The sequence below is a fragment of the Streptococcus sp. 27098_8_76 genome (genome assembly GCF_041432315.1).
Lineage (GTDB): Bacteria > Bacillota > Bacilli > Lactobacillales > Streptococcaceae > Streptococcus.
The window spans coordinates 91,281-118,130 of the sequence record NZ_JAPVZI010000008.1 but is presented as its reverse complement, the minus strand read 5'-3'; the positions used below and the strand labels follow the sequence as shown (position 1 = coordinate 118,130).

At 34.8% G+C, this 26,850-nt stretch carries 23 protein-coding genes, 4 tRNA genes and 1 rRNA gene; 8 read left to right on the top strand and 20 right to left on the bottom strand.

All coding sequences use genetic code 11. From position 1 onward, the window contains the following. From O3636_RS07315 to O3636_RS07230, 18 genes are all read right to left on the bottom strand, one after another. A 16S ribosomal RNA gene (locus O3636_RS07315) occupies window positions 1–179 on the bottom strand; the annotation flags it as partial. 243 nt (window positions 180–422) lie between these two features. Further along, window positions 423–494, bottom strand: a tRNA-Glu gene (locus O3636_RS07310). A gap of 92 nt (window positions 495–586) precedes the next feature. After that, window positions 587–1,066: a sigma-70 family RNA polymerase sigma factor gene (locus O3636_RS07305; protein WP_371642398.1), complete on the bottom strand. Its 480-nt coding sequence runs from the start codon at window positions 1,064–1,066 to the stop codon at window positions 587–589. Between the two features lie 120 nt (window positions 1,067–1,186). Further along, on the bottom strand, window positions 1,187–3,145 hold the full coding sequence (ftsH, locus tag O3636_RS07300) for an ATP-dependent zinc metalloprotease FtsH (RefSeq protein ID WP_000744572.1): 1,959 nt from the start codon (window positions 3,143–3,145) through the stop codon (window positions 1,187–1,189). Between the two features lie 15 nt (window positions 3,146–3,160). Beyond that, on the bottom strand, window positions 3,161–3,703 hold the full coding sequence (hpt, locus tag O3636_RS07295) for a hypoxanthine phosphoribosyltransferase (protein ID WP_000892176.1): 543 nt from the start codon (window positions 3,701–3,703) through the stop codon (window positions 3,161–3,163). Between the two features lie 4 nt (window positions 3,704–3,707). Continuing rightward, on the bottom strand, window positions 3,708–4,985 hold the full coding sequence (gene tilS / locus O3636_RS07290; protein WP_261026546.1) for a tRNA lysidine(34) synthetase TilS: 1,278 nt from the start codon (window positions 4,983–4,985) through the stop codon (window positions 3,708–3,710). Continuing rightward, window positions 4,982–6,250 carry a serine hydrolase gene (locus O3636_RS07285; protein WP_371642395.1) on the bottom strand — a complete coding sequence of 423 codons (1,269 nt, stop codon included), beginning with the start codon at window positions 6,248–6,250 and terminating at the stop codon, window positions 4,982–4,984. The genes tilS and O3636_RS07285 overlap by 4 nt, the downstream gene beginning before the upstream one ends. Then, complete coding sequence (locus O3636_RS07280; protein ID WP_371642393.1) at window positions 6,243–6,365, bottom strand: SP_0009 family protein; 123 nt, start codon at window positions 6,363–6,365, stop codon at window positions 6,243–6,245. Before O3636_RS07280 ends, O3636_RS07285 begins: the two co-directional genes overlap by 8 nt. A 4-nt stretch (window positions 6,366–6,369) precedes the next feature. Continuing rightward, window positions 6,370–6,738, bottom strand: coding sequence for a septum formation initiator family protein (locus O3636_RS07275; protein ID WP_371642391.1), 369 nt, complete (start codon window positions 6,736–6,738; stop codon window positions 6,370–6,372). Continuing rightward, window positions 6,731–6,997: an RNA-binding S4 domain-containing protein gene (locus O3636_RS07270; protein WP_001234973.1), complete on the bottom strand. Its 267-nt coding sequence runs from the start codon at window positions 6,995–6,997 to the stop codon at window positions 6,731–6,733. The genes O3636_RS07275 and O3636_RS07270 overlap by 8 nt, the downstream gene beginning before the upstream one ends. Window positions 6,998–7,054: 57 nt before the next feature. Further along, the gene (gene mfd, locus O3636_RS07265) at window positions 7,055–10,570 is read right to left on the bottom strand and encodes a transcription-repair coupling factor (RefSeq protein WP_371642389.1); all 3,516 of its coding nucleotides are present in this window, start codon (window positions 10,568–10,570) and stop codon (window positions 7,055–7,057) included. Continuing rightward, window positions 10,571–11,140 carry an aminoacyl-tRNA hydrolase gene (gene pth, locus O3636_RS07260; RefSeq protein ID WP_261026248.1) on the bottom strand — a complete coding sequence of 190 codons (570 nt, stop codon included), beginning with the start codon at window positions 11,138–11,140 and terminating at the stop codon, window positions 10,571–10,573. A gap of 71 nt (window positions 11,141–11,211) precedes the next feature. Further along, window positions 11,212–12,327, bottom strand: coding sequence for a redox-regulated ATPase YchF (gene ychF / locus O3636_RS07255; protein ID WP_004269823.1), 1,116 nt, complete (start codon window positions 12,325–12,327; stop codon window positions 11,212–11,214). A gap of 84 nt (window positions 12,328–12,411) precedes the next feature. Then, entirely contained in the window at window positions 12,412–12,606 is a 195-nt protein-coding gene (locus tag O3636_RS07250; RefSeq protein WP_000285185.1) for a DUF951 domain-containing protein, read from the bottom strand. A gap of 64 nt (window positions 12,607–12,670) precedes the next feature. Further along, a complete protein-coding gene (dnaN, locus tag O3636_RS07245) occupies window positions 12,671–13,807 on the bottom strand; it encodes a DNA polymerase III subunit beta (RefSeq protein WP_033679432.1) in 1,137 nt (378 codons plus the stop codon). 158 nt (window positions 13,808–13,965) lie between these two features. Beyond that, window positions 13,966–15,327: a chromosomal replication initiator protein DnaA gene (gene dnaA / locus O3636_RS07240; protein WP_261022861.1), complete on the bottom strand. Its 1,362-nt coding sequence runs from the start codon at window positions 15,325–15,327 to the stop codon at window positions 13,966–13,968. A 216-nt stretch (window positions 15,328–15,543) separates the two neighbouring features. Next, complete coding sequence (locus O3636_RS07235; protein WP_261022863.1) at window positions 15,544–16,302, bottom strand: ParB/RepB/Spo0J family partition protein; 759 nt, start codon at window positions 16,300–16,302, stop codon at window positions 15,544–15,546. A 57-nt stretch (window positions 16,303–16,359) separates the two neighbouring features. After that, window positions 16,360–17,541 carry a S1C family serine protease gene (locus O3636_RS07230; RefSeq protein WP_261022864.1) on the bottom strand — a complete coding sequence of 394 codons (1,182 nt, stop codon included), beginning with the start codon at window positions 17,539–17,541 and terminating at the stop codon, window positions 16,360–16,362. Window positions 17,542–17,723: 182 nt separating this feature from the next. On the opposite strand from O3636_RS07230, the gene rlmH reads away from it, so the two are divergent. The 7 genes from rlmH (at window position 17,724) to O3636_RS07195 (ending at window position 20,907) form a co-directional block, all read left to right on the top strand. Continuing rightward, the gene (gene rlmH / locus O3636_RS07225) at window positions 17,724–18,203 is read left to right on the top strand and encodes a 23S rRNA (pseudouridine(1915)-N(3))-methyltransferase RlmH (protein WP_261022865.1); all 480 of its coding nucleotides are present in this window, start codon (window positions 17,724–17,726) and stop codon (window positions 18,201–18,203) included. Between the two features lie 43 nt (window positions 18,204–18,246). After that, window positions 18,247–18,320: transfer RNA gene (locus O3636_RS07220), tRNA-Arg, on the top strand. Window positions 18,321–18,484: 164 nt separating this feature from the next. Continuing rightward, a complete protein-coding gene (gene comC, locus O3636_RS07215; protein WP_000799683.1) occupies window positions 18,485–18,610 on the top strand; it encodes a competence-stimulating peptide ComC in 126 nt (41 codons plus the stop codon). 20 nt (window positions 18,611–18,630) lie between these two features. Beyond that, window positions 18,631–19,956 (top strand): competence system sensor histidine kinase ComD, encoded by a 1,326-nt coding sequence (gene comD / locus O3636_RS07210; RefSeq protein WP_371642385.1) that lies wholly within the window; start codon window positions 18,631–18,633, stop codon window positions 19,954–19,956. Beyond that, window positions 19,953–20,705 (top strand): competence system response regulator transcription factor ComE, encoded by a 753-nt coding sequence (gene comE, locus O3636_RS07205; RefSeq protein WP_000866069.1) that lies wholly within the window; start codon window positions 19,953–19,955, stop codon window positions 20,703–20,705. Before comD ends, comE begins: the two co-directional genes overlap by 4 nt. A 51-nt stretch (window positions 20,706–20,756) precedes the next feature. Beyond that, window positions 20,757–20,828: transfer RNA gene (locus O3636_RS07200), tRNA-Glu, on the top strand. A gap of 5 nt (window positions 20,829–20,833) precedes the next feature. Then, window positions 20,834–20,907: transfer RNA gene (locus O3636_RS07195), tRNA-Asn, on the top strand. Between the two features lie 40 nt (window positions 20,908–20,947). Here the strand turns inward: O3636_RS07195 and O3636_RS07190 are convergent. Next, window positions 20,948–21,490 carry a TetR/AcrR family transcriptional regulator gene (locus O3636_RS07190; RefSeq protein WP_000665088.1) on the bottom strand — a complete coding sequence of 181 codons (543 nt, stop codon included), beginning with the start codon at window positions 21,488–21,490 and terminating at the stop codon, window positions 20,948–20,950. Window positions 21,491–21,617: 127 nt separating this feature from the next. On the opposite strand from O3636_RS07190, the gene O3636_RS07185 reads away from it, so the two are divergent. Then, window positions 21,618–24,260: a YhgE/Pip family protein gene (locus O3636_RS07185; protein WP_371642382.1), complete on the top strand. Its 2,643-nt coding sequence runs from the start codon at window positions 21,618–21,620 to the stop codon at window positions 24,258–24,260. A gap of 26 nt (window positions 24,261–24,286) precedes the next feature. On the opposite strand, the gene O3636_RS07180 is transcribed toward O3636_RS07185, so the two are convergent. Next, on the bottom strand, window positions 24,287–26,830 hold the full coding sequence (locus O3636_RS07180; RefSeq protein ID WP_000764975.1) for a YfhO family protein: 2,544 nt from the start codon (window positions 26,828–26,830) through the stop codon (window positions 24,287–24,289). Window positions 26,831–26,850: the final 20 nt, after the last annotated feature.

The following is a 26,850-nucleotide window of genomic DNA, read 5'->3' as shown; positions in this document are numbered from 1 at the left end:
TTATGCGGTATTAGCTATCGTTTCCAATAGTTATCCCCCGCTACCAGGCAGGTTACCTACGCGTTACTCACCCGTTCGCAACTCATCCAGAGAAGCAAGCTCCTCCTTCAGCGTTCTACTTGCATGTATTAGGCACGCCGCCAGCGTTCGTCCTGAGCCAGGATCAAACTCTCATTAAAAGTTTGAGTTCTCACTCATTTCTGTCACTGACAGATTTATTGTTTTTTTCATTGTTCAGTACTACAACAGTTGTTGTAGTGCCCTGCACATTGGTTCGTCTTGTTCAGTTTTCAAAGGTCTTTGTCACTCACTTCTCTCAAGTGACAACTATATTAGTATATCACAGCTGCTTTTTCTTGTCAACACTTTTTTGAAACTTTTTTAAACTTTTTTTCAATCAGTATTTCATCCGCAACATACCATAGTCCGTACGGGATTCGAACCCGTGTTACCGCCGTGAAAAGGCGGTGTCTTAACCCCTTGACCAACGGACCAGAGTTGTTATTTTCAACTCTTACTATTATACCCACTTTTCTAACTTTGTCAACACCTTTTTTAAACTTTTTATGTTTTTTTGTATGACTTCCTATTGAGTACGGATATCAAACTCTTTAAACACAATACGTAAGTCTCTTAATACTCTTTGACGACCTCGGAAGCGTTCATTTCTTAAGACGCATTCTAACTCTTCTTGTTTTTCTTTACTTTGTTTGCTTCTATAATCTCTTAGTGTCTCATGAAATAGATAATAATCGTCTAGCCAGAGTCCTCCCTCACTTATACGATGACTTATCTCACCCACTTCTTCATAAAGCTCTTTATCATATCTCCGTTTTTGACTTTCTTGTTTACGGAGATAGTCTAAAATTCGATTTCGAAACTTGGTTTTGAAATATTTACGTAAGCGTGGGATATCTTCTACAAGCCCTTCTTCTCTACTAATCAATTCATGTAGGCAAATCATCCCCTCTTGATCCCAGTCCGATAACTCCCACAAATGAAGGTAATATTCATTTCTACACTTGTATACAATTCCTTGGACTTCTTCATACATTTTTTTAAGCATAATCTTCCCCTTTCTAGATACAGTCTAACAAATTCAAAAACACTTTTGGCACATTTCATCCATTCTGTCCCCTTTACCTCCTCAACTGCACAAAAAAGAGAGGTCTTGCCTCTCTTTGGGTTATTTTTCATCATTCATTTTTGACTTTACTTCATCATAAGATAATGCATGTGATTCTTCTTCTACTGTTTCAGGCATCTTTCCTGTTTCGTAAAGAGATTTAATTTGTGTACTATCCAATGTTTCGTATTTCAATAATGCTTCTGCAATCAACTTGTGAGTTTCACGATTTGACTGAATAATTTCAGCAGCTTTATTTCTTGCTTCATTTAATAATGAACGAACCTCTTCGTCTATTTCATAAGCTGTTTGTTCTGAAATTGATTTTTGAGGACTCTGTGCACCAAACATAGCATGATTGCCCTCATATTGTACCGGACCAAGTTTTTCACTCATACCGTACTCTGTAACCATTGCACGCGCCATTTGTGTCGCCTGTTCAAAGTCGTTTGAAGCTCCTGTCGTTTGGACATTAAAGATAATTTCTTCAGCTACACGTCCCCCCATTAAGCCAGCCAATTGCTCTTTCATATCTTCTTTAGATAGAAGCATTTGATCCTCTTTAGGAAGTGCAATCATGTATCCACCTGCACGGCCTCGTGGTACAATTGTAACCTTATGGACAACGCGGGCATTCGATAAGACTAGACCAACAATGGTATGTCCTGCCTCATGATAGGCAACCAATTCACGTTCTTTTTGTGAAACTGTCTTATCTTTCTTAGAAGGTCCAGCAATAACTCTATCTTCTGCTTCATCAATATCTGAAGCATCAATTATCGATTTATTACGACGAGCGGCAACCAAGGCTGCTTCATTCAATACATTCTCTAAATCAGCACCAACAAAACCTGGAGTTTGTTGAGCCACTAATTTCAAATCAACATCTTCTGCTAAAGGCTTGTTCTTAGCGTGAACTTTCAAGATTGCTTCACGACCTTTAACATCAGGACGGCCAACCAATACTTTTCTATCAAAACGTCCTGGACGCAGAAGGGCAGGGTCAAGTACATCTGAACGGTTTGTCGCAGCGATGACGATAATCCCTTCATTTCCCTCAAAACCATCCATCTCAATCAAAAGTTGGTTCAAGGTTTGTTCACGTTCGTCATTACCTCCGCCGAGACCGACTCCACGTTGACGTCCAACAGCATCAATTTCATCGATAAAGATAATAGCTGGTGCTGCTTTTTTGGCATCTTCAAAAAGAGAACGAACACGACTAGCTCCAACTCCGACAAACATTTCTACAAAGTCAGAACCTGAAATACTAAAGAATGGAACACCTGCTTCTCCAGCTACTGCCTTAGCAAGCAAAGTTTTACCTGTTCCCGGAGGTCCCTCCAAAAGAACACCTGCTGGAATACGGGCTCCAAGTTTTGTAAATCGTTTTGGATCTTTTAAGAATTCAACAACTTCAACCAGTTCTTGTTTTTCTTCCTCAGCTCCAGCAACATCTGAAAATCTTACTTTAATATCTTCTTTATTTGCAGCTTTAGCCTTGCTACGACCAAAACTCATTGGATTACGGCTATTATTTCCTCCCATATTTCCCATCATAGAGAACAGGAAGAAGAATAGAATACCGAATGGCACAATGGATACAAGAATATTAATCCACATACCACTTGAACTTTCATGCTTAACAGTTATTTCCGCTTTATGGTCAGAAGCAAGTTTTTGCAATTCTGATACTGTCGTATCTGAAGGAAGAATAATACTTGAAAATTTCTCTACTGTTGTAGCAGAAGGAGAAAAGAACTGGATACCTGTTTCTTCTTTACTTGTTTTAGGATTTTTATAAACACCTGAAACTTCGATAACACTGCCATTTGGTTGGTAAGTCAATTCTTTTACATTGTCATCGGTAATTTCTTTTACCAATTCTGTATAATTAATTTGCTCACTTTTCCCTGCAACACTACCTGTACTAAAATACTGATAACCTGTAACTAGGAGAAAAATAAGTAATAACCATAGAAAAGGATTTTTAATTAAACCATTATTTTGTTTTTTCATTAAAAATTGCTCTTTCTAATTTGAATATACTTCTTCTTTCAATACTCCAACATAAGGAAGGTTACGATAATTTTCTTTGTAGTCTAAACCATAACCTACTACAAACTCATTTGGAATAGTAAAGCAAGTATAGTCTGCCTCAATTTCTACAACACGTCCTTCTGGTTTATCCAACAAGGTTGCAATGTTAACAGAAGCTGCTTCTCTTGCAATAAACATATCTCGCAAATTCTTCAAAGTTTGACCTGTATCAATGATATCCTCTACAAATAAAACATGTCTTCCTTTGATATCTTGAGTCACATCTTGCTTAATATTAATGACACCACTACTTGCTGTTCCACCATGGTAGCTAGAAACCATCATGAAGTCCATTTCAATATGTGTGTCGATATGTTTGACCAATTCAGCCATAAAAGGAATAGATCCTTTTAAAATCCCAACTAAAATTGGATTTTTTCCTGCATAGTCTTTGGTTAATTGAGCACCTAATTTTTTAGCAGCTTCTGTAATTTCATCGTGTGAAACAAGGATTTTTTTAATATCGTTTTCTAACATTTTTTTACCTATCTATTTTTTCTATATAAAGTATAGTGTTCATTATATCATTTTTCGTGTTTTTACTCAAATTACTGGTCGCAATTCCCAAAATTGAGACAATTTCACCAAATTGCTCAATAATCAGAGCAGATTTTCGCTTTTCCATAGGGATTTTCAAATCGATAAATAGACGTCTGAGTTTTTTTCTATGCCCATTTTGAATCAAAAAATCTCCTGTTTTTCGATGACGAATGTGTATAGATGTTTCCCGTGAAACAGGTACCTGCTGAATTAATTCACCTTCTAAAGGAATTCCAAAGGAAAATAAATAACCTTGGTAAGATACCTGATTTTGATAGTGTAACACAAGTTCATCTTCCTTTTCATCAGCCTGAGGACCGATTTTACAAATCTGAAAATGTTGATACTCTTTTATCAATTCATAGCCATTTTTAAGCGGATGACGATACTGGCTTTTAGATTTTAAAATCTGCCAAACTTCTTCAAACTGAGCTTTTGTGAGATTCAAATCTGGAAAACGATTCAAATAAGTTTGGAGTAAAACTCTTTGTGTAGACTCAGAATAAGAAAATAACTGCTGTAAATCTTCCACATCAATATTGTTAGATAATTCATCTATGGCTAAGTCATAATCTAAAATTTCATTGCCGATGCTTAAGATTGCATCTCTAAATCGAGGATTTTCTTTTTCTAATTCTGGTAAATAAGAGTTTCGAATACGATTGCGAAAATAATAATTTTCCTTATTTGATGTATCTTCAAAGTGAAAAATTGGTGGAAAGTCTTTTTTATGGAAATGCAAGAAAGGACGAATCATTTCTATATCCCCGACTACTTGCTTCTCCCTAATTCCTGATAGATAGCGCAAACGGGTACCTCGAATCAAACGCATCAAAATCGTTTCCACCTGGTCATCTGCATGGTGGGCAGTGACTAAGGCTGTCGCACCTGTCTTTTTCATGACCTCTTGAAAAAACTCATAACGAAAATTTCGAGCACGCGCTTCTGAAAATTCTCCTGAAAAATTGCTGACATAAATAGGAAGTCCAGCTTCAACAGCTAACTTCCTTAATTCCTTTTCTTCCCAATCTGATTCTACTCTCTGCTTATGATTCACATGAGCTAAAATCAATTCAATTTCTAACTCTTTTTGATAAGTAGACAATACCTTAAATAGAAACATAGAATCTAATCCACCAGAAAGAGCTAGCACCACTTTAGCATGCTTTTTGAAATATCCCTTCCTGAGAAAATGATTTAAAAAATCTTGTTCCCTCATTTTAGAACCTCATAAACATCCTTGGCTATCTGAGAAATCGTATCATAATCGGAATCCTTAGTGAAAATAGAAAGAATGAATGGAGAATCTGCATAGACAACACCCGTATCATGCTTAAATTCGTCCGCATCTCCAATTTTATGAGCTACCTTCACAGAAACACCTTTGGTAATTCGCTGATTATCAAAATCTGTTTTAGTCAAAGACTCTAGCACAAATCCATTTTGATTATAAATAGCTTCCATGACCTTCCCAGCCATTTTAGAAGAAATTAATTTTTCTTTTGAATCCCAATCATCTCCCATAATGGCAGACATCTTGGACTTAAATGTTGCATCTGATTGGTTTGAAAGGTAATATCCTAATATGTTATGAGCTACATTGTCCGATTCTTTAGATACTTTCGTTATTAAGTCCTTGAGAGAATACTCTTTATTATCCTCTTTTTTAGGGAGGCTACCACTTCCCTCTGGTTTATAAGAACCTGGAAAATCATTGACTGCAGATACGTATTTTACAGTCGTGTCTAACTGATAAATCCCCTCATTTATTTTTTCTTGCGTATAATAAAGATAAGGGAGTTTCAAAACACTAGCTGCATACATCTTTTCATCTTGATTGATACCAGCTTCTTTTCCAGTAGTCAGTTGCTTAACATAAATAGAAAATGAATCCTGCTGATATTTTTCCGATAACATTTCTTGGACTTTACCCATCCGATTATCTTCTTCAGAAGTTGATTCCTTATCTACCCATCCAACCTGATCAATATGTAGAAATTCTCTTCCTTCTACAAACATGGTATTGTCGATTGATACCTGCGAATAAGCTGATAAGGATGATTTCACTTCTTTTAAATCATAAGGACTATTGTACAGTTTAAAATCAGATTCTAACCATACTTTTTTTATTATTGGAGTTACCTCTGACTGATCATATAAAAATCGTTTGTCTGCAGCTATAAATTGATGGTTGGATAACTTAAATACCGGAATTCCTTGTTTATTTAAACGCCACTCGGTTATTTGGAAACTTATTTTTGGACTTAATTTTCCAGATTCTACAACTAAATCTTCATTCGCATAGACAGGAACTTCTCCATAAACCATGGGAGAACTTAGCTTTTCTCTAAAATAAATACCAAAGTCAGATTGTGAAAGGTAATAAATTTCTTTCGAAGTATAGACTACTTCTTTTTCTGTGCTAACGACTTTTGAAATAGTCAAAAAACTCGGTAGCAACAAAATAATTAAGAATTTACGCATTCTTCCTTTCCTTTTCTTCTTGTAAACGCAATATTTGATTTTTATCAGACAACTCTTCTAGTTTTTCATCCGATAGACTCAAAAATTGCTCAATTACGTCTAATAAATTTTCCATTTTATCACCTTGGGAGCAAGTCAGGAATCGTATAAACAGCTTCCCGATTCTTAGAATAATAGTACTTCGCTCGTGTATATTTGGCAGCATAATCCTCGTCTTTCAACTTGGTAGCAAATGCTGTCTCCTTATCCTTTTCATCACTCAAAGTTTGATACTGAGTTTGCAAGTCTGCTAATTGCTGACGTCTTTGGAGTAATTGCTGATAGCTCTGCGCTAAATTAAAAGTTGGCAAAATAAATAATAGCATAATCAAAATCAATACCCACCCCATAAAACGATTCCGTTTTTGTCGTTCTTTCATCAGGTAGCGACGACGTTGGTATTCATTTTGGATAAAAGAATTGTTTAATTGTACAATATTCTTAGACATTTTCTTCTACCCTTGTTTCACTGATAATTTCATACATGCCTGCTGCATCTTCTTTTTTTGTACTATCTTTCATCTCTAGTACTTTTACAAGTAGCAACTTGTTTCCAAAACGAATTTCAACTTGGTCATCAACTTTCAAATCCGTTGAACTTTTAGCCAAAATTCCATTTACCTTGATTCTGCCTTTATCTGCTACTTCCTTTGCAACTGTACGACGCTTGATAATTCTTGATACTTTTAAATATTTGTCTAATCTCATACTTATTACCTCAACTTATTATTGTACCATTTTTATCTATTTTATAGAAGAAAAATGTTAAAGGGAAATTGCTTCCTTTGATTCTTTTATCTCTAATAAGCTTTCTCCAAAAATGAGCAGACCTTCTAAAATTTCATAGTCCTTCTTGTTTCGGATATCAAATACAACTTCCATTAAGCCCTTATTCTCAGTTATGGCTGCTTTTAAATTCGTTGCGGATAAAGCTTTAAAATAATCTTGAGCCAAAAACAATCGCTGAGTAATTTTTTCAAATTGAACTGTAATCTTATTTTCTTTTCGTTCCACACGTTGAACAAATACCTTATCAAGATAAGACTTAACCAAACCAATCTCTAAAAGATAGGCTACCACGTCTGGGTACTCTCCAAATCGGTCCATCAACTCTTCTTGTAATTCTTCGTAGTTGACACGGTTGTCAATTTGACGAATTTTTTTATAAATTTCAATCTTATGTCGTTGGTCTGAAATATAAGTATCAGGAAGATAAGCATCAATTTGTAAAATCAACTCAGCATTCCCTTTGGTTCTTGTGTTAGTGTTAGTGTTAGCATTACCGTTTCGTTTAGCAATAGCTTCCTCTAGTAACTGTGAATACAATTCAAAACCAACAGAATCAATGAAACCAGACTGGGATTTTCCTAGGAGATTTCCTGCTCCACGAATCGAAAGATCTCGCATAGCAATCTTAAATCCGGATCCCAATTCTGTAAATCCTTTAATCGCTTCTAATCTCTTTTCAGAGACTTCACTAATCGATTTTTCTGGACGATACATGAGATAGGCATAAGCAATACGATTACTACGACCGACTCTTCCTCTTAACTGATACAAGGTTGACAAGCCCATATGGTCCGCATTTTCAATAAATAAAGTATTAGCATTTGGAATGTCCACCCCTGTCTCAATAATGGTAGTCGTCACCAAGATATCGTATTGTCCCTCAATAAAGTCTAGTAGAGTATTTTCCAACTGGATTTCACTCATTTGCCCATGAACATAACCAATCGAAGCCTCTGGAATCAACTCCTGTAATTCGGAAACCTTCTGATCAATCGTGTCAACTTTATTGTAAAGATAATAAACTTGACCTCCACGCTCCATTTCACGCAAGACAGCATCACGAATCACACTATCATTCTTTTCTAAGACATAGGTTTGCACTGGATAACGATTAGTCGGCGGAGTTTCAATAACAGACAAATCTCTGATTCCCAGCATAGACATGTGAAGGGTACGAGGAATTGGCGTTGCTGTCAAGGTCAGGACATCTACTTGTTTTTTCAGTTCTTTCAAGGTTTCCTTATGCTTGACACCAAATCGCTGTTCCTCATCAATAATCATCAAGCCCAAATCAGCAAACACAACATCTTTTGACAAAACACGATGGGTTACAATCAAAATATCAACTTGACCGTTTTTCAATTTTTCAAGTGTTTCAGTCTGCTCTTTTTTACTTCTAAAGCGACTCAACACATCAATATTAACTGCAAAATTTTGGAATCGTTCCTTAAAATTAGTATAGTGCTGTTGCGCTAAAACCGTCGTCGGAACTAGAACGACAACCTGTTTGTGATCATTGACTGCCTTAAAGGCTGCACGCATAGCAACTTCAGTCTTTCCAAAACCAACATCCCCAACTAAAAGTCGATCCATTGGCTGAGAAGCCTGCATATCTCTCTTGATTTCCTCAATACTACGAAGTTGATCATCCGTTTCAACATAAGGGAAAGCATCATCAAAGGCATCTTGATCTTCATCATCAGCTGAAAAAGCAAAACCCTTCAACTGGCTACGTTCAGAGTAGAGTTTAATTAAATCGTCAGCTATATCCTCTACCTGGTTCTTAACTTTTTGCTTGGCTTTTTTAAAATGACCGTCATTTAATTTATTGAGTTTTGGAGCTTTCCCATCACTTGAAACATATTTAGACAGTAGATGAATCTGTTCTACTGGGATAGAAATTTGATCACCATTTTGGTATTGGACGCTAACATAATCGCGGTGAATCCCTTTGATTTCAATTGTTTCAATCCCTAGATATTGACCAATTCCATGGATATGGTGAACAACGTAATCTCCTTTTTCAAGTTCATTGTAATCTTTTAATCTCTCTGCGTTTGAAACATGTTGTCTTCGAAAACGACGTTTCAATTTCTTTTGAAAAATCTCATGTTCAGTTATCAATAAAACCTTTTCATCTACAAAATGAAAACCATGTCTGAGATTGCCCTCGATTAAGTTTACAGATTCTTGACAGATTCTTGACTTATCTCTAGAATCCAATTTAATCTGATATTCCTCTAACACATCCTCCAATGTTTTACTTCCCATTGAATTGCTAGACTGCAGAATAATGGTGTAATCCATTTTTTTATATCGTTCAATTTCTTCTTTTAAAAAAGAAAATTGATTGAAAAACTCCTGCATAGGATATTGATTAAATTGATAAATTTGGTCAAACTTGAGATTTCCTAACCCCTTTTGCAGATTAGAGAAAAAGGTAACCGGACTCTGTTTTTTATAGATTTGCTCTGTATCAGCAAAATACTTCATCTCAGAAAATGCTTTACTATTCTGTAACTCTTCTGTAAAGTATTGCGCTAATTCTCTTTCAAAGACTTCATACTGATTCATCAATTTCTGATAATCATCAAAGAATATTGGTATGTCTTTTTCGATATAATCAAAAATAGTCCATGTCTTGTCATAACACAAAGATAAAAATTTCCGAGAATCAGAATGAATTTGTTTTTGGTGAAAACTTGAAAGAATTTCTTCTAAGTATGATTTTAAAATAGGTGATAACGTTTTTGAAACTTGTTTTTCTAAAGCTGACCGACCTCGTTGATAATCCTTTTCTCTCAAAATTACGTCGCTAGCTGGAAATATGGTGAGTTCTGTCTGATTTTCTTTCGATAATTGTGTTTCGACTTCAAATAACCTAATACCATCGACTTCATCACCAAAAAACTCAATTCGGCAAGGTTCTAACTGGGATATTTCAAAAATATCTAAAATATCTCCTCGCAGACTAAATTCGCCCTGAGTTTGTACTTGTGTAACTTTTCGATAGCCTATCTCTTTTAACTGATGGATAAGTGCGTGTTGGTCATATTCTTCACCAACTGCAATTTTTATAATGCTTTCTTTAAATCCAGTCGGAGAAGGTAAAAACAATCGACTTGCTGCAATATTACAAACTAAAATCCCTTTCTTAGATGAATCAGTCAAAAAACGCAAGGCTTCAACCCGTGAAATGATTTTTTCTTGTGAAGACATCAAAAACTCGACCATAGGGGAGTCATCTACCAAAAATGGATAGACCAGTTCCTCACCCAAGATAGAGATAAGATCACTAACAAGTCCTTCTGCTTCTCCATAAGTTGACGTCAATAACACAATCTTATCTTCCTGTCTCAAACTACTCGCAATTGCTAAAGCTTTTGTAGAAGTTGACAAGCCTAACATTAATTGTCTTTTCTTATCTGTCAGATTTTGATGCCATTTTTTTATCTGATCATTTTCTGAGAATAAATCTAATAAGGTCACCATTTATCCGTTATACCTCTGCATCGTTTTTTCAAAGTTTTTCTCTTGTAAATAGTAGTTTACAGAATCGTCAACTTTATCAACAGACTGTAAAATACCAATATAATCATCCTTGTCAAACTTACTCAAAACATGGTTAACAACTGACATTCCATTTTTAGGTCTTCCGATTCCAATCTTAACACGATTAAAGGTTTGGGTTTCAATATGTTGAATAATAGACTTGATACCATTATGACCACCTGCTGAACCTTTTGCTCTTAAACGAATTTTCCCAACTTCCATGTCAAGGTCATCGTAAATGATGAGTAAATCTTCAATATCCAAACCATAATAAGTCAATAAAGCATGAACCGCTTTTCCACTTTCATTCATAAAGGTCGTTGGTTTGACAAGATAAATTTTTTCTCCATTTAGGAAAAAGGATGCTAGGTCAGCTTGAAATATCTTATCATGTGTAAAAGTGACATTCTGTTTCTTCGCTAGTTGATCAATCAACATAAAACCAACATTGTGTTTGGTCTCAAAATATTTATCTCCTGGATTTCCCAAGCCTACAAGTAATTTAGTCATTTATTTTTCCTTTCAAAAGCCAAAAGGGTTGGAATTTTTTTCCAACCTAATTGACACTATTTATTAAATTTTTAGACATTAAAGCGGAATTCCATGATATCGCCGTCTTGGACGATATATTCTTTTCCTTCTTCACGCAAACGTCCAGCTTCTTTTACAGCCTTTTCAGATCCGTATTTTACTAAATCCTCATATGACATGGTTACTGCACGAATAAATCCTTTTTCAAAGTCTGAGTGGATAATCCCAGCTGCTTGAGGAGCCTTCATACCACGTTTGAAGGTCCAAGCTCGAACTTCTTTTTCACCAGCTGTGAAGTAAGTTCCCAGTCCAAGCAAGTGGTAAGCTGCACGAGTCAACTTGTCAACGCCTGATTCTGTCAACCCAAGTGCTTCAAGAAACTCTTGCTTGTCTTCATCGTCTAACTCAGAAATTTCTTCCTCAGCACGCGCAGAAATAACGACTACTTCAGCATTTTCTGTCGCTGCAAATTCACGAATTTGTTTGACATAGTCGATAGAGTCAGGTTCTGAAACCACATCCTCGTCCACATTAGCAACATAAAGAACTGGTTTAGTTGTCAAAAGGAAGAGACCTTTTACAACCTTTTGTTCCTCGTCTGTAAATTCGATTGTACGAGCTGATTTTCCATCTTCAAGGACTGGTTTAATCTTTTGAAGAACATTAAACTCTGCTACTGATTCTTTATCTTTTTGCGTACGTGCCATCTTTTCTACACGCGCATAGCGTTTATTAACCGATTCTAAGTCAGCAAGAATCAATTCTAGGTTAATGGTGTCAATATCTGCAAGTGGATCCACAAAGGCATCTTCACGTCCTTGCTCACGCATAACATTTTCATCATCAAAAGCACGAACTACGTGAACAATCGCATCTACTTCACGGATGTTGGCCAAGAATTTATTCCCTAGCCCTTCTCCTTTTGAAGCTCCTTTTACAATTCCTGCGATATCTGTAAATTCAAATGTTGTTGGAACTGTCTTTTTAGGAGTAATCATTTCCGTCAATTTTTGGAGGCGTTCATCAGGAACCTCAACCATTCCAACGTTTGGATCAATCGTCGCAAATGGGTAGTTTGCTGCCTCTGCTCCTGCTTTTGTAATTGCATTAAATAGTGTTGATTTACCAACATTTGGCAAACCAACGATACCTGCTGTTAAAGCCATATTTTCTCATTCTCCGTTTTCATTTCAATCCCTAATATTATAACACAAAAAGGGAAAACTTGCTAACCCTCTAACTAAGGGGTCTCAGTCAATAATTTTATTCATTTTTCGATCAAAATCATAGCGCCCCATCATGATAACATGGTCACAATTGCTACATTTAATTTTGATATCTGCCCCTACACGTGTAATTTCCCAACGATTGGCTTTTTTACCAGTTGACTTGATTGTACAAGCATGTGGCTTTTTCATCTCAACAAAATTTCCAACTTGATACATACTACTCTCCTTTTCTTTTTTGATTATATCATAAAAGAGGCGAGCTAGGCTCAACCTCTTTAACTTAATTTGTACGAACTGGGGTGATAAGTTGCATAAAGTCCTCTTCAGTATCTGCTGGCACAAGAGTAAATGGACGAACAGCTGAGATAAAGCTAATGGTCACCTTTTCGCTATTTAAAGCTTTAAGAGAATCAATCAAATAAGTTGGATTGAAACTAATGGTCAAATCTTCACCAGTCACCTGATCAGTATCAATTTCTTCGTTTACTTTACCAACTTCTGGAGAGTGAACATGGGCGCTAACAATCCCATCTTTAATTTCAAGTTTAACAGTACCATTTTGAGTCGCACTTGATAAAAGACGAGCACGCTCCATTGACTGGCGTAAGTTTACAACATCAAAAGTAATAGTAGTGTTAAAGTCTGTTGGAATCAAACGATCTGTATCAGGATAGTTTCCTTCTAGGAGACGAGTGTAGAAGCTAATATTTTCGCTTCTAAAGAGGATTTGATTATTGGCAAAGAAAATCTCCACAGTTTCGATATCATCTGTAAATACCGCTGAAAATTCGCGTAGAGAACGGCTAGGAATGACAACATCAAAATCATCACTATTTTTCTCAAGCGTTAATTTTTTCTGGCTTAGGCGATGAGAGTCTGTTGCCACTGTTTTTAGCTCCTTGTGTTGACTCAATACAAAATGAACACCTGTTAGAATTGGACGACTTTCTTGTGTACTTGCAGCAAAAGCTGTTTCATTGATAATTTTCTTGAGTAATTTTGTTTCAAGAATTAAAGGAGTGCTTGCTGAAATTTCTTGGATTCGTGGATATTGTTCGCTATCTTTTCCTTTTAGGGTAATTTCTGATTTGCCGCTGGTTAAAACAATTTGATTTTGTTCAATTTCTTTAAAATCAAGAGTCACATCAGGTAGACTAGATACCACATTGATAAAGAAAGAAGCTTCAAGAAGGATCGAACCTAAAGAAGTAATTAACAAACCAGCATTTTCATTTTTTTGAGAAATAAAATTTTCAATTGAAATTTGACCATTTGAACCAATTAAAGTAACACCTTCATTGGTCACGTCAATTTTGACAGTTGATAAAATAGGAATGGCATTTTTAGAACTAATAGCTCTCTTAGTAGTGTTTAAGGCTTGTAGAAATAAATTTTTATTAATTGAAAAATGAATCATGGATTCTCCTTTATTTATTTTTAGTATTAGAAGGATAATAGTAATAATAGAGTCTGTGAAATCTGTGGAAAACAGACTTAAAGTAAGTCATATCAAGATTTTTAGCTTGTTTAAAAAATGTGGATAAAAAAGATAAAAAAGCGAAAGTTATCCACAACTTATTTTATTTTCTTTTTGATTGATTCAATTTCTAAACGTAAATTATCGTCTTCATCAATCAAAGATTTAATTTTTGCATGGGCATGAATGACTGTTGTATGATCTTTTCCTCCAAATTCCTTCCCAATTTTTGGAAGACTATTATCTGTTAGTTCTCTAGATAAATACATAGCTACTTGACGGGCCAAAACAATATTTTGAAGGCGTCTGCTTCCCTTCATTTCTTTGACACTAACACCATAAAAGTTCCCAACTTCATTTTGGATTTTGTCAATTGGGATGACGAGCATTTGGCTAACATCTTGTTTGCGAGCTCTAATAGCTTCTGCAGCAATATCAATAGTGATATCCTTGATGTTTTTTACTCTGGCAATTAAAGTGATGTCATTGATTGCTCCCTCAAGATCTCGAACATTTGAATCAAATTGCCCAGCTAGGTATTCTAGAGTATCACTTTGGAAATTGTAGCCTAAATGTTCCGTTTTACTTTGTAAAATGGCAATACGTGTTTCAAAGTCAGGGGGTGTGATAGTTTGTGTCAATCCCCAACTAAAGCGCGTGACAAGCCTCTCCTCGAGCCCTTCTAGATGTTTTGGACTTCGATCACTCGTTAGGACAATCTGTTTTTGCTTGTCATGAAGGGCATTAAAGGTATTGAAAAATTCTTCCTGAGTTGCGACTTTTTTTCCGCTGAGTGACTGGATATCATCGATTAACAAAAGATCAAGACTGCGGTAGGTCTTTTTAAACTTTTCCATTTCTCCAAGTCTTAGGTGGTCAAGAAAGTCATTAATAAAACTTTCAGCAGGGATATATTTAACACGCGCATTCGGAATATTTTTTAGAATTTCATTTCCAATAGCGTTTAATAAGTGAGTCTTACCAAGTCCCGGTCCTCCATAGATAAAAAGAGGGTTATAGGTCAGAGCCAAATCTTCAGAGACAGCCAAAGCGGCTGATACTGCCCAAACATTTCCATCCCCTTGAATAAAATTATCAAAGGTATACTTTTCTTTTAACCCAGTATCCGAATAAGGAATAGATGCTAACTTTGGACTATAGTCATAAAGAGTTGAATTTGTAGCTTCTTCAACTTGTGAGATAGTCGTGTCTTGAGGTTTTGTGAAAATATAGTGGGGAGTTATTTCAGCATCATAAATCTCAAATCCAGCAACTACAATAATATCTTTTAGTTGTTTTTCCCAGACCATTTCCATCTCAGATCGAGGTAAAAATATAGTGGCAACATTTTCCTCTACCTTGATGAGTTCAGCTTGAATAGCATAGAAATCATACATGGATCGAGTCAGTCTTTCTTGAGCAAATTCTAAGATACGATTCCAAAATTGTTTTTCTTTCAATCCGTTCTCCTCCTTTACTACTTATTTAAAAGTTTAATGCTAGACTTATTTTACCATAGATAGTAAGAATTTTCCACAAGCTGTGAAAAAAAATCCACAATGTTAGCAAGTTTTATCCACAGATTGGGGATAAAATCAGAAACTATTGATTTATTAAGCTTTTTATCGAAAAAAATAGTGGATAACCTTGTGAGATAAAAAAATAAAAGAACAGCCTTATTTCAGGCTGTTGATAATTCTACTGTATTCTTCTTGATTTGAAAAAGAAATAATGATTTTTCCACTATCTTTTTTAGACAGTTTAATCTCTACATCTAATCCGAGTAGTTTTTTTAACTGTTCTTCTTCATTTTGTATGAAATGACCATTTTTTTGCAGTTTCTTTTGTTTTTTCTCTGTCAGAAGAGCTTCTAACTTCCTTACAGAAATGTCTTCTTGTATAATTCGTTGAAAGAAATAGTCTTGTTGTTCCTTATTTAACCCAACTAGAGAACGCGCATGGGCTTGTGATAGTTTGCCATTTTCTACTTCTGATAGGATCGGTTCTGGCAAGGAAAGTAAACGAATGGAGTTGCTGATATATGGACGAGACTTGCCCATTTTATCTGCAATTTCAGCATGGGTAAATCCTTTCTCTACAAGAGATTCATAGGCGCGTGCTTCTTCTATTGGATTTAAATTTTCTCTTTGCAAATTTTCAATGATAGACTGGACCATCATCTCTTGATCTGAAAGCTGTTTAACAACAGCTGGGATAGACGTTAGACCAGCTAAAAGTGAAGCCCGATAGCGTCTCTCTCCTGCAAGGATTTCATAACCAATAACAGGAGATTGACGAACAATAATCGGTTGAATGACCCCATTTTCTTTGATAGACTGTGCTAGTTCATGTAGTTTTTCTCCATCAAATTCTTTTCGAGGTTGATAGGGATTTTTTTGTATATCCGTGATAGAAATCATTTCAAATTTTTCCATGATTCTACACTAACACATCTTTTCTCTTATGTAAAGCTTTCTTTACATAGATGTCAATTAAGATTCTAAATCGCCTGAACTCTTGTCAAGTTTAATAGATGTAGTTTCTTCTTTACCGTTACGATAGTAAGTTATTTTAATAGTGTCTCCGATAGAATGATTGTAAAGAGCACTTTGTAAGTCTGTTGATGAAGCAATCTCCTTGTCATCTACTTTTGTAATAACATCGTATTTTTCAAGGTGACCATTTGCAGGCATATTGCTCTGCACAGAACGAACAACTACACCAGATGTTACACTGCTTGGAATATTCAGTCTTCTAATATCACTTGTATTAATATTTGAGAGATTGACCATTTGGATGCCCAAAGCTGGACGCGTCACTTTTCCGTTCTTTTCTAACTGTTCAATAATATTGATAGCGTCATTTGCAGGAATTGCGAAACCAAGACCTTCTACAGAGGTTCCTCCATTTGTAGCAATTTTACTTGAGGTAATTCCGATAACCTGTCCTTGGATATTGATTAGTGGACCGCCAGAGTTACCTGGGTTAATAGCAGTATCAGTTTGGATGGCTTTTGTAGAAATGGCTTGTCCATCTTCAGATTTTAAGGACACATTTCGATTGAGACTAGATACAATACCCTGAGTGACTGTATTTGCATATTCAGAACCCAATGGACTACCAATAGCAATGGCAGTTTCTCCTACGGTTAACTTACTAGAATCACCAAATTCAGCTACTGTTGTCACTTTTTCTGAAGAGATTTTGACGACAGCAATATCAGAAAAAGTATCTGCTCCGACGATTTCTCCAGGTACTTTAGTTCCATCTGATAAGCGAATATCTACTTTACTAGCACCATTTATAACGTGATTGTTGGTGACAATGTAAGCTTCTTTGTCATTCTTTTTATAAATAACCCCAGATCCTTCACTAGAGATTTGTTGAGAATCTGTATCAGTATCATCATTGCCAAATACGCTATTTTGTCTATTTGCCGAATAAGTAATAACGGATACAACAGCATCTTTTACTTTGTTAACAGCCTGCGTTGTTGAATTTTCATTCTTATAGGCAGTTTGTGTAATAGTACTATTGTTGTTAGAGTTGCTTACACTACTTTTTTGAGTTAGTTGAGTTATTGAAAAACTACCCAAGGCTCCACTAAAAAAGCTAATGACGATAACGACTACTAATTGAAACCCTTTTTTGTAAAATGTTTTTAAATGTTTCATATTTGCCTCCATATTTTTGAATTACTGAAAGTATAAACTGACTAGCTTAATTATAACTTAAACACAAAAGTTTTTCACAAATTGTGGATAACTTTTAAAAATCTGTGATTTTCTAGGTGAAAATTAACCTTTTATTTTGTGAATAAGATGTGAAAAAATAAAGAATATGTTAGAATAGAGTCATGAAAATTAAAGTTGTAACAGTTGGGAAACTGAAAGAAAAGTATTTAAAAGATGGTATCGCGGAGTATTCAAAACGAATTTCTCGATTTGCTAAGCTTGAAATGATTGAGCTAGCAGATGAAAAAACACCAGATAAGGCCAGTGAGTCAGAAAATCAAAAGATTTTAGAAATAGAAGGTCAGAGAATTTTATCAAAAGTTGGTGACCGTGATTTCGTTATTGTGTTGGCTATCGAAGGGAGAACTTTCTCCTCAGAAGAATTTAGTAAGCAGTTAGAAGAAGCTCCTATAAAAGGATTTTCTACTCTTACCTTTACTATTGGAGGGAGTTTAGGATTATCATCAGCTGTAAAAAAGAGAGCTAATCTTTCTGTCAGTTTTGGTCGCTTAACCTTGCCCCATCAGTTAATGAGACTAGTTCTTGCTGAACAAATTTATCGCGCTTTTACGATTCAGCAAGGCTCCCCCTATCATAAATAGAAAATTGACTTTTAATTGAATTTTTGGTAGAATAATTGTGTTAGGTCTCATAGCTCAGCTGGATAGAGCATTCGCCTTCTAAGCGAACGGTCGCAGGTTCGAATCCTGCTGGGATCAATATAGTAGTAAAGCTGGGAATTTTCCCGGCTTTTTTCTTAAAAAAGTACACTTGAGGAGAAAAAAATGACAGTTGAGAGAATTTTATCTAAAACGAAATTCCATTTTGTATAATGGTTTTTGTAAGTTAGCTTACAAGAAAAAACATTTTAGGAGATTTTATTATGAAAAACACAGTTAAATTGGAACAGTTTGTAGCCTTGAAGGAAAAAGACTTGCAGGAGATTAAAGGTGGGGAGATGAGACTGCCAAAAATCCTCCGTGATTTTATTTTCCCAAGAAAAAAGTAATAAAATAAGGGGAAAGAGTAATGAATTTATTTGGATTTGGGACAGTTATTGGTCATTTTTTAATTATTAGTCACAGTTACCGTTTAATTTGTAAAGATCAAATAAAATCAAAGGAACTATATTTTTTTGGTATCTATACATTACTAGTAGAAGCAGTACTTGAACTTTCCTTTTATCTTCTATATTTAGATGAAATAGTGATTGAAAGATTTTTATTTCCTTTGGGCTTATATTCCTATTTTCGATGGATTAAACAGTATGAGAGGGATAGAGGACTATTCCTAAGTTTACTACTATCTCTTTTATATGAGAGCACTCATAACTTTCTGTCCGTAACTTTCTCCTCTATAACAGGAGATAACTTTGTTTCACAATATCATGACCCATTCTTTTTCGTTGTAACGGTGTTGACCTATTTTGTTGTCTTAAAAATCATTCATTATTTCCATTTGGAACTAGCCTATTTTGACAAAGACTACCTCTATCCTTTTTTGAAAAAATTATTTTTTGCCTTACTACTGCTACATATAGTATCTTTTGTTTCAGATATGGTAAGTACGATTAAACATTTGAATAGTTTTGGAAGTATTTTATCATCTATTGTCTTTATTTCTCTACTTTTGACCTTTTTTGCAATGAATTCGCATAAAGAACAAATGGAGAAAGAGATTGCTTTGAAGCAGAAGAAATTTGAACAGAAACATTTACAGAATTATACAGATGAAATTGTTGGCTTGTATAATGAAATCCGTGGTTTTCGACATGACTATGCTGGGATGCTTGTCAGTATGCAGATAGCAATTGACAGTGGTGATTTACAGGAAATTGACAGAATTTACAATGAAGTTTTGGTCAAAGCAAATCATAAACTGCGTTCAGATAAGTATACTTACTTTGATTTGAACAACATAGAAGATTCAGCTTTACGAAGTTTGGTTGCTCAGTCCATTGTCTATGCTCGAAATAATAGTGTAGAGTTTACACTGGAAGTAAAAGATACGATTACCAAGCTCCCAATTGAACTATTGGATTTGGTTCGTATCATGAGCGTTTTATTGAATAATGCTGTCGAAGGATCGGCTGATAGTTATAAAAAGCAGATGGAAGTAGCAGTTATTAAGATGGAAACTGAAACAGTTATTGTGATTCAGAATTCATGTAAAATGACGATGACTCCTTCAGGAGATCTATTTGCTTTAGGATTCTCCACTAAGGGAAGAAATCGCGGGGTAGGATTAAATAATGTGAAAGAACTACTAGATAAGTACAACAATATTATTTTAGAAACAGAGATGGAAGGCAGTACATTTAGACAAATTATTAGATTTAAGAGGGAATTTGAATGAAAGTTTTAATTTTAGAGGATGTTATTGAACATCAAGTGAGACTAGAAAGAATATTGGATGAAATTTCGAAAGAATCGAATATTCCAATATCATACAAGACAACGGGAAAAGTCCGTGAATTTGAAGAATACATTGAAAACGATGAAGTAAATCAGCTTTATTTCCTAGATATCGATATTCATGGGATTGAAAAAAAGGGATTTGAAGTGGCTCAGCTCATTCGTCATTACAATCCTTACGCTATTATCGTCTTTATCACTAGTCGATCAGAGTTTGCGACTCTAACCTATAAATACCAGGTATCAGCCCTAGATTTTGTTGATAAGGATATCAATGATGAGATGTTTAAGAAGAGAATTGAGCAAAATATTTTCTACACGAAGAGTATGTTACTTGAAAATGAAGATGTTGTAGATTATTTTGATTACAATTACAAGGGAAATGATTTAAAAATTCCTTACCATGATATTTTGTATATTGAAACGACAGGTGTCTCTCATAAATTACGCATTATTGGTAAGAATTTTGCAAAAGAGTTCTATGGAACAATGACAGATATTCAGGAAAAGGACAAACATACTCAGCGATTTTATTCTCCTCATAAGTCATTTTTGGTAAATATAGGCAATATTAGAGAAATTGACCGAAAGAATCTAGAAGTTGTTTTCTATGAAGATCATCGCTGTCCTATTTCAAGGTTAAAAATTAGAAAATTGAAAGATATTTTAGAGAAAAAATCTCAAAAGTGATTGACAATTAGTAAGAAATTGATATAATGGTTATATCTGCTACAGATAGAAGGTCCGTTGGTCAAGGGGTTAAGACACCGCCTTTTCACGGCGGTAACACGGGTTCGAATCCCGTACGGACTATTTTATCCGCCATAGCTCAGTTGGTAGTAGCGCATGACTGTTAATCATGATGTCGTAGGTTCGAGTCCTACTGGCGGAGTATAGATAAAAGGGAACACAACTGTGTTCCTCTTTTTGTATCAATTTGTATCACCAAGCATCTTCATAAGGAAGTCTGTTATTTCTTGAGGACTTTCTTTTTTTCCGTGTGCAATCCAAGTTTGGCAGACACCAAAAAGTGCATGAGTTAGATAGATGCTACTATATTCTAATTCAGTGGTATTAAGATTCAGTTGCATAAATCGCTTTTGTAAATCTGTACTGAGCATGATATGAAGTTTATTTCTTAAGAAATTTTGGATTTCTTTGGTCCCATTTTCAGAAAGAAGGGCAGCCAGAAGTGGTTCTGACTCTAGATATTCAAATACTTCTAAAATAGCATCTCTTTTGTGATGAGCATGTTTTTGAAAAATATATTCAAATGTATGAAATAGCTTGCTTTGATAGTGCTCAATCATATCATACTTATCCTTATAGTGAGTATAGAAGCTGGAACGACTAATTCCGGCTTTTTCTGCTAACTTGACAGTAGAAATTTGATCAAATGGCTGTTCCATTAGTAATTGTACCATAGCATTTTCAATAGTTCGCTTTGTTTTTAAGCGTTTATTACTTTCTTTCATATTTCCTCCTTGTGAACAAATTAGACTATGTGTCTAAAAATTGATTTTTTATCTTGTAATTTAGATTTTTTAATGTATAATCTATTATATCAAAATTTTAGACAATATGTTTAAAAAAGGAGAAACTATGTTTAAAGAATGGAAAGCAATTTTTAAAAAACCAGCCTTTATTATTGTCATGATAGGAATTTCTCTTATTCCTGCTTTATACAACATCATATTTTTATCCTCAATGTGGGATCCATATGGTCAAGTGTCTGACTTACCTGTGGCAGTTGTCAATAATGATAAAGAGGCTTCCTATAATGGTAATACTATGGCAATAGGAAAAGACATGGTGTCCAATTTAAAAGAAAATAAAACCTTGGATTTTCATTTCGTGGATGAAGATGAAGGAAAGAAGGGATTGGAAGATGGCGATTACTATATGGTAGTGACTTTACCCAGTGATTTATCTGAAAAAGCAGCTTCTATTTTAACGGATCATCCAGAGCAAATGCAAATTGATTATCAGACTTCAAGTGGTCATAGCTTTATTGCCAGCAAGATGAGCGATTCTGCGATGACACAATTGAAGCAGAATGTTTCTACCAATGTAACTGAGACCTATACTAAAGCTTTATTTAACAAAATGGTCGATTTAAAGGATGGTATGAGTCAAGCAGCTTCTGGTAGTAAAAAATTAACTGATGGAGCGAATCAGTTAGTGGCAGGAAGTCAAACATTAACTACCAACCTACACTCTTTAGCAGCTTCAAGTTTAACATTTTCAAATGGAACGGAGCAGTTTACTAAAGGATTATCCTCTTATGTTTCTGGTGTCGAACAACTTCATCTTGGCTTAGGAAATTTTAATAGTGGTTTAGTTACATATACTGGTGCAGTGAGTCAATTAGATAGCGGGTTAGGTCAATTATCTTCTAAAAGTCCTGAATTAGTAAAGGGAATCAATCAGTTATATACTGGTGTAGAATCCTATACTGGCGGTGTTTCTCAGCTTAATGCTGGTCTTAATCAATTTTCATCTGGTGTTAGTGCTTATACAAACGGAGTGGGAAATCTTGCAACAGGTGCTAATCAGTTATCCAATCAATCAGCTACACTTCGAATGAGGGTGGAGCAATTAAGTGAAGGGATCCAACAACTTTCTAGCAAGTTAGATGCTTCGTCTGGGAAAAAAGATCAAATTAATCAATTATCTTCAGGTCTAAATCAGTTAAATAAAGCTATTCAAAATATTGATGTTGGAGATACAAAACAATTAGATTCTGTTTTATCAAGTATAGCATCTCTTTCTAATCAAATGTTAGCAAGTGCTCAGTCTGAAAAAACAACTACATTAGCCAATATTCAATCGACAGCAGCTTATCAATCATTGACAAGTGAGCAACAAGCTGAGATAAGAGCTTCTGTATCTCAAAATTCAACTGATGGTATTCAATCGGCTCAGTCAATTGTAGCTTTAGTTAAAGGTTTACAGGGAAGTTTAGAAAACTTACAAAATCAATCATCTAATCTTTCGATTTTAAAAAATCAAGCTAATCAAGTATTACCGTTTGCTTCTACTTCTTTGACAGGATTGTCAAGTGGATTAACAGAGATACAAGGAGCTGTTACTAGCAAATTAGTTCCTGCCAGTCAGTCAATTGCATCAGGTGTAAATGCATATACTGCAGGTATTGATAAAGTTTCTCAAGGCGCAAGTCAACTAAGTGAAAAGAATTCCACCTTGACAGGTAGTTTGAACCAATTAGTTTCAGGATCAACTACCTTGACACAAAAATCTTCTAACTTGACAGCAGGAGTTGGTCAATTAGTTGAAAAAACTCCAAAATTAGTGTCTAGTATTGAAAAATTATCAACTGGCTCCAATCAATTGAATCGAAAGAGTCAAGAATTGATAGCAGGAGTTGATAAATTGCAGTCAGGATCTAGCCAACTAGCTGACAAATCCAGTCAGTTAATTTCAGGTGCTTCTCAATTAGAAAGTGGAGCTAATAAATTGGCAGATGGAGCTGGGAAACTAGCAGAAGGTGGAACAAAGTTAACTTCTGGATTGGAAGGTTTACAGACAGGAGTTGTTTCTTTAGGACAAGGACTAAGTAATGCTAGTGATCAACTTAAATCAGCATCAACGGAATCTAAAAATGCAGAGATTTTGTCAAATCCACTCAATCTTTCCAAAACAGACAATGACCAAGTTCCTGTAAATGGAATCGCAATGGCTCCTTATATGATATCAGTTGCTCTCTTTGTTGCAGCAATATCAACGAATATGATCTTTGCGAAGTTGCCTTCAGGACGTCATCCAGAGAGTCGTTGGGCTTGGTTGAAATCTCGAGCTGAAATAAATGGTATTATAGCTGTTTTAGCAGGAATTTTGGTATATGGAGGAGTTCATCTTATTGGTTTAACTGCTAATCATGAAATGAGAACATTTATTCTCATTATCCTAACAAGTTTAGTATTCATGTCCATGGTAACCGCTTTAACAACATGGAATAGCCGTATAGGAGCTTTCTTTTCTCTTATTTTGCTTTTATTACAGTTAGCATCAAGTGCAGGTACCTATCCACTTGCTTTGACAAATAATTTCTTTAGAGCTATTAATCCTTGGTTACCAATGAGTTATTCGGTTTCTGGATTACGACAAACAATTTCTATGACAGGAAATATTCATCATCAAGTCATTTTCCTTGCTGTGATATTAGCCCTATTTACTGGTTTAGGTATGCTAGCCTATCGACCTAAGAAAATGGAAGAAGATTAAAAAAATCGACCAACTGGTCGATTTTTTTATGTCTTAGATGACTTTCGTTTGTGATTATAGATTCCAAATAGTAAAAGAGAAGTAAAGGAACAGATTGCTCCAACAACAAACCCATTGGGAATAAAGGAAAGTGTAATAGTTCCTTTTCCCTTAGGAATGTCAACTTTTATAAAACCAGTTTGAGCTTGTTTAATTTCTATTTTCTTACCATCTTGGTAGGCAGACCAACCTTTGTCATAAGGAATGGTGAAGAAAATAGATGTATCTTGTTGGACATCATATGTAGCAAAAACCTTGTTTTTAGAAGTTGATACTGTTACAGGTTGTTCTTTAATTTTTTGAATTGCCTCAGTTAAAGTTTGGGTATCTAAACGGTAGAAGGTAGGAGATTCAAATGATACTTGTGAATTTTCAGGGAAACTAACATGAATATTGAAAGTTTTTGTATATTTTGTATAGCCTAGATTAAAGAAGGAGAAGACATTATCAGTTGTAAAAGTTTTCTTTTCTCCATTTACAAGGATGTCAACCTTTTTTTGTTTGTCATTAGAAAAGTGAAGATTTGTGAAAGAAAGATAAACTTGGCTGTTTTCTGGCACTTCAATTTGATACTGGATTGCTGCATCCTCATTTGAAGAACCTGTGACACTAATCAAATCATTAGTATTTTCTGTTTTGTCATAAGGGATTGGAGAAAAATAATCAAAATCGACGTTAGCAAGTTGATTTAAAAATGAGGCCTGATTATCCAAGGTATGTTCATTGAACTTGACATCATTGTAAACAGATTGACTAGCAAAGGCAATCGGGAGAGAGAATTGATTTTCATATAGGGTAAGATTATCTTTTTGATAGATATCTTTAAAACCATATTTATCAATAGGACTGTCTGAGATATTGTACTGGATACCAAATAAACTATCAGCTAAAATACTATTATTGGCATAACGGAGATTTAGATTAGTCCCAGAGGATTTAAAACCAAGTTTATCCAAAGTAGAGCTTGCTGAACGATTTCGAACAGATGAAAATTGAGAGATTCCATTATAGTTGAATTTCATACTGTCATTTCCTGTCTGAGTTTGTAGTTTTTCAGTACGAGTAAATTGATTTCCAATATATGTTGAGAAAGATTCCATAGCTGGGATATCTCGATTATATGAACTTCGAGAAGCAAAACCCCATTCTTTAGCAATTCCGTCTATTTGAGATGAAGCATTTAAACTTATTTCAACCATTATAAATAAAGAAATTAGAATGGCAAATAGATTTACAGAGATAAACTTTTTGATAACTGCAAGGAGTAAAAGCGAATAGACAACCAAAAATTCAAGAGTAAGCAGAATATTCAAATCTGTTAAAAAAGAATAATGTGATTTTAGATAGATGGTAGCTAAAAATCCTGTTACTATAAGAAAAAGCGAAACTAAAAAATTCCAGACTTTAAGTTCTTTCAGACGCTTTAAGACTTCTGCTGCTGTGTAAATTAACAAGGTAGAGAAAATCCAAGCATAGCGATGTAAAAACATGTTTGGAGTATGCATGCCTTGCCAAAATAAATCAAGAGCTTCAATATAAAAGCTTGCAATTAGAAATGCAAAGAAGATTGCATAGATAAGTTTCACGTGAAACTTAATAGATTTCAGCGTAAAAAATAAAATGGTCAAAATAAAGGGAAGTAGTCCAACAAAAATCATTGGGATGGCCCCATACTTTGTTGTGTCAAAGGAACCAATGAATTGTTTAGCAAAGAGATCAAGATACCAGCTACTTTCAGTTTGAAACTTTGTAATTTCAGTTAATTTTTCCCCATGTGTCTGTAAATCAAATAGAGTAGGCAGAGTCAGAATCAAACTAGCCATACCAGCTAAAACGGAGGTGATTATGAAATCAAGAAAAGATGATTTTCGAGTTTTAAAGTCCCAAGAAATTTGACAGAGATACCAGAAAATAAGAAACAATACTGTCATATAGCCAAAATAATAATTTTGAATAAACAAAATTGACAGACTTGTAAAGTACAATAGGAATTTCTTTTCAGTGATAAGTAGCTGTAAACCAGTTATAATTAAAGGAATCAAGATAAAAACATCTATCCAGGTTTTTATCTCTAGTTGACTAACTGTGAAACTCATCAGAGCATAGGAACTAGATAAAGCTAGTTTTAAAGGCTTAGGAATCGATTGAAATAATTTATTTAAACTAAAGTAAGTTGACAGTCCAATCAATCCAAATTTTAAGAGAGTTGTCAGATAGACAGCATCTGGCATATTAGTTAGATCAAAAAAGTAAACTAGTGGTGAAAGGAAACTACCCAAGTAATAACTAGATAGGGCATAGAAATTTAATCCAAGGCCACTTGTAAAGGTGTAAAACAGACTACCATTTCCATGTAGGATATTTCGTAAGGCTACATCAAAAATAACGTATTGATGAAAGCCATCTCCTAATAGAGGAGAGTTGTCGCTATTCCAGTAGATACCTTGAGATAGATATACTCCTATCATAATGATTATGGGAATGATGAAAGAAACAAAATAGGTCCAATATGTTTTAAAAAATAATTTCATGTTACCTCATAAAATGTTAT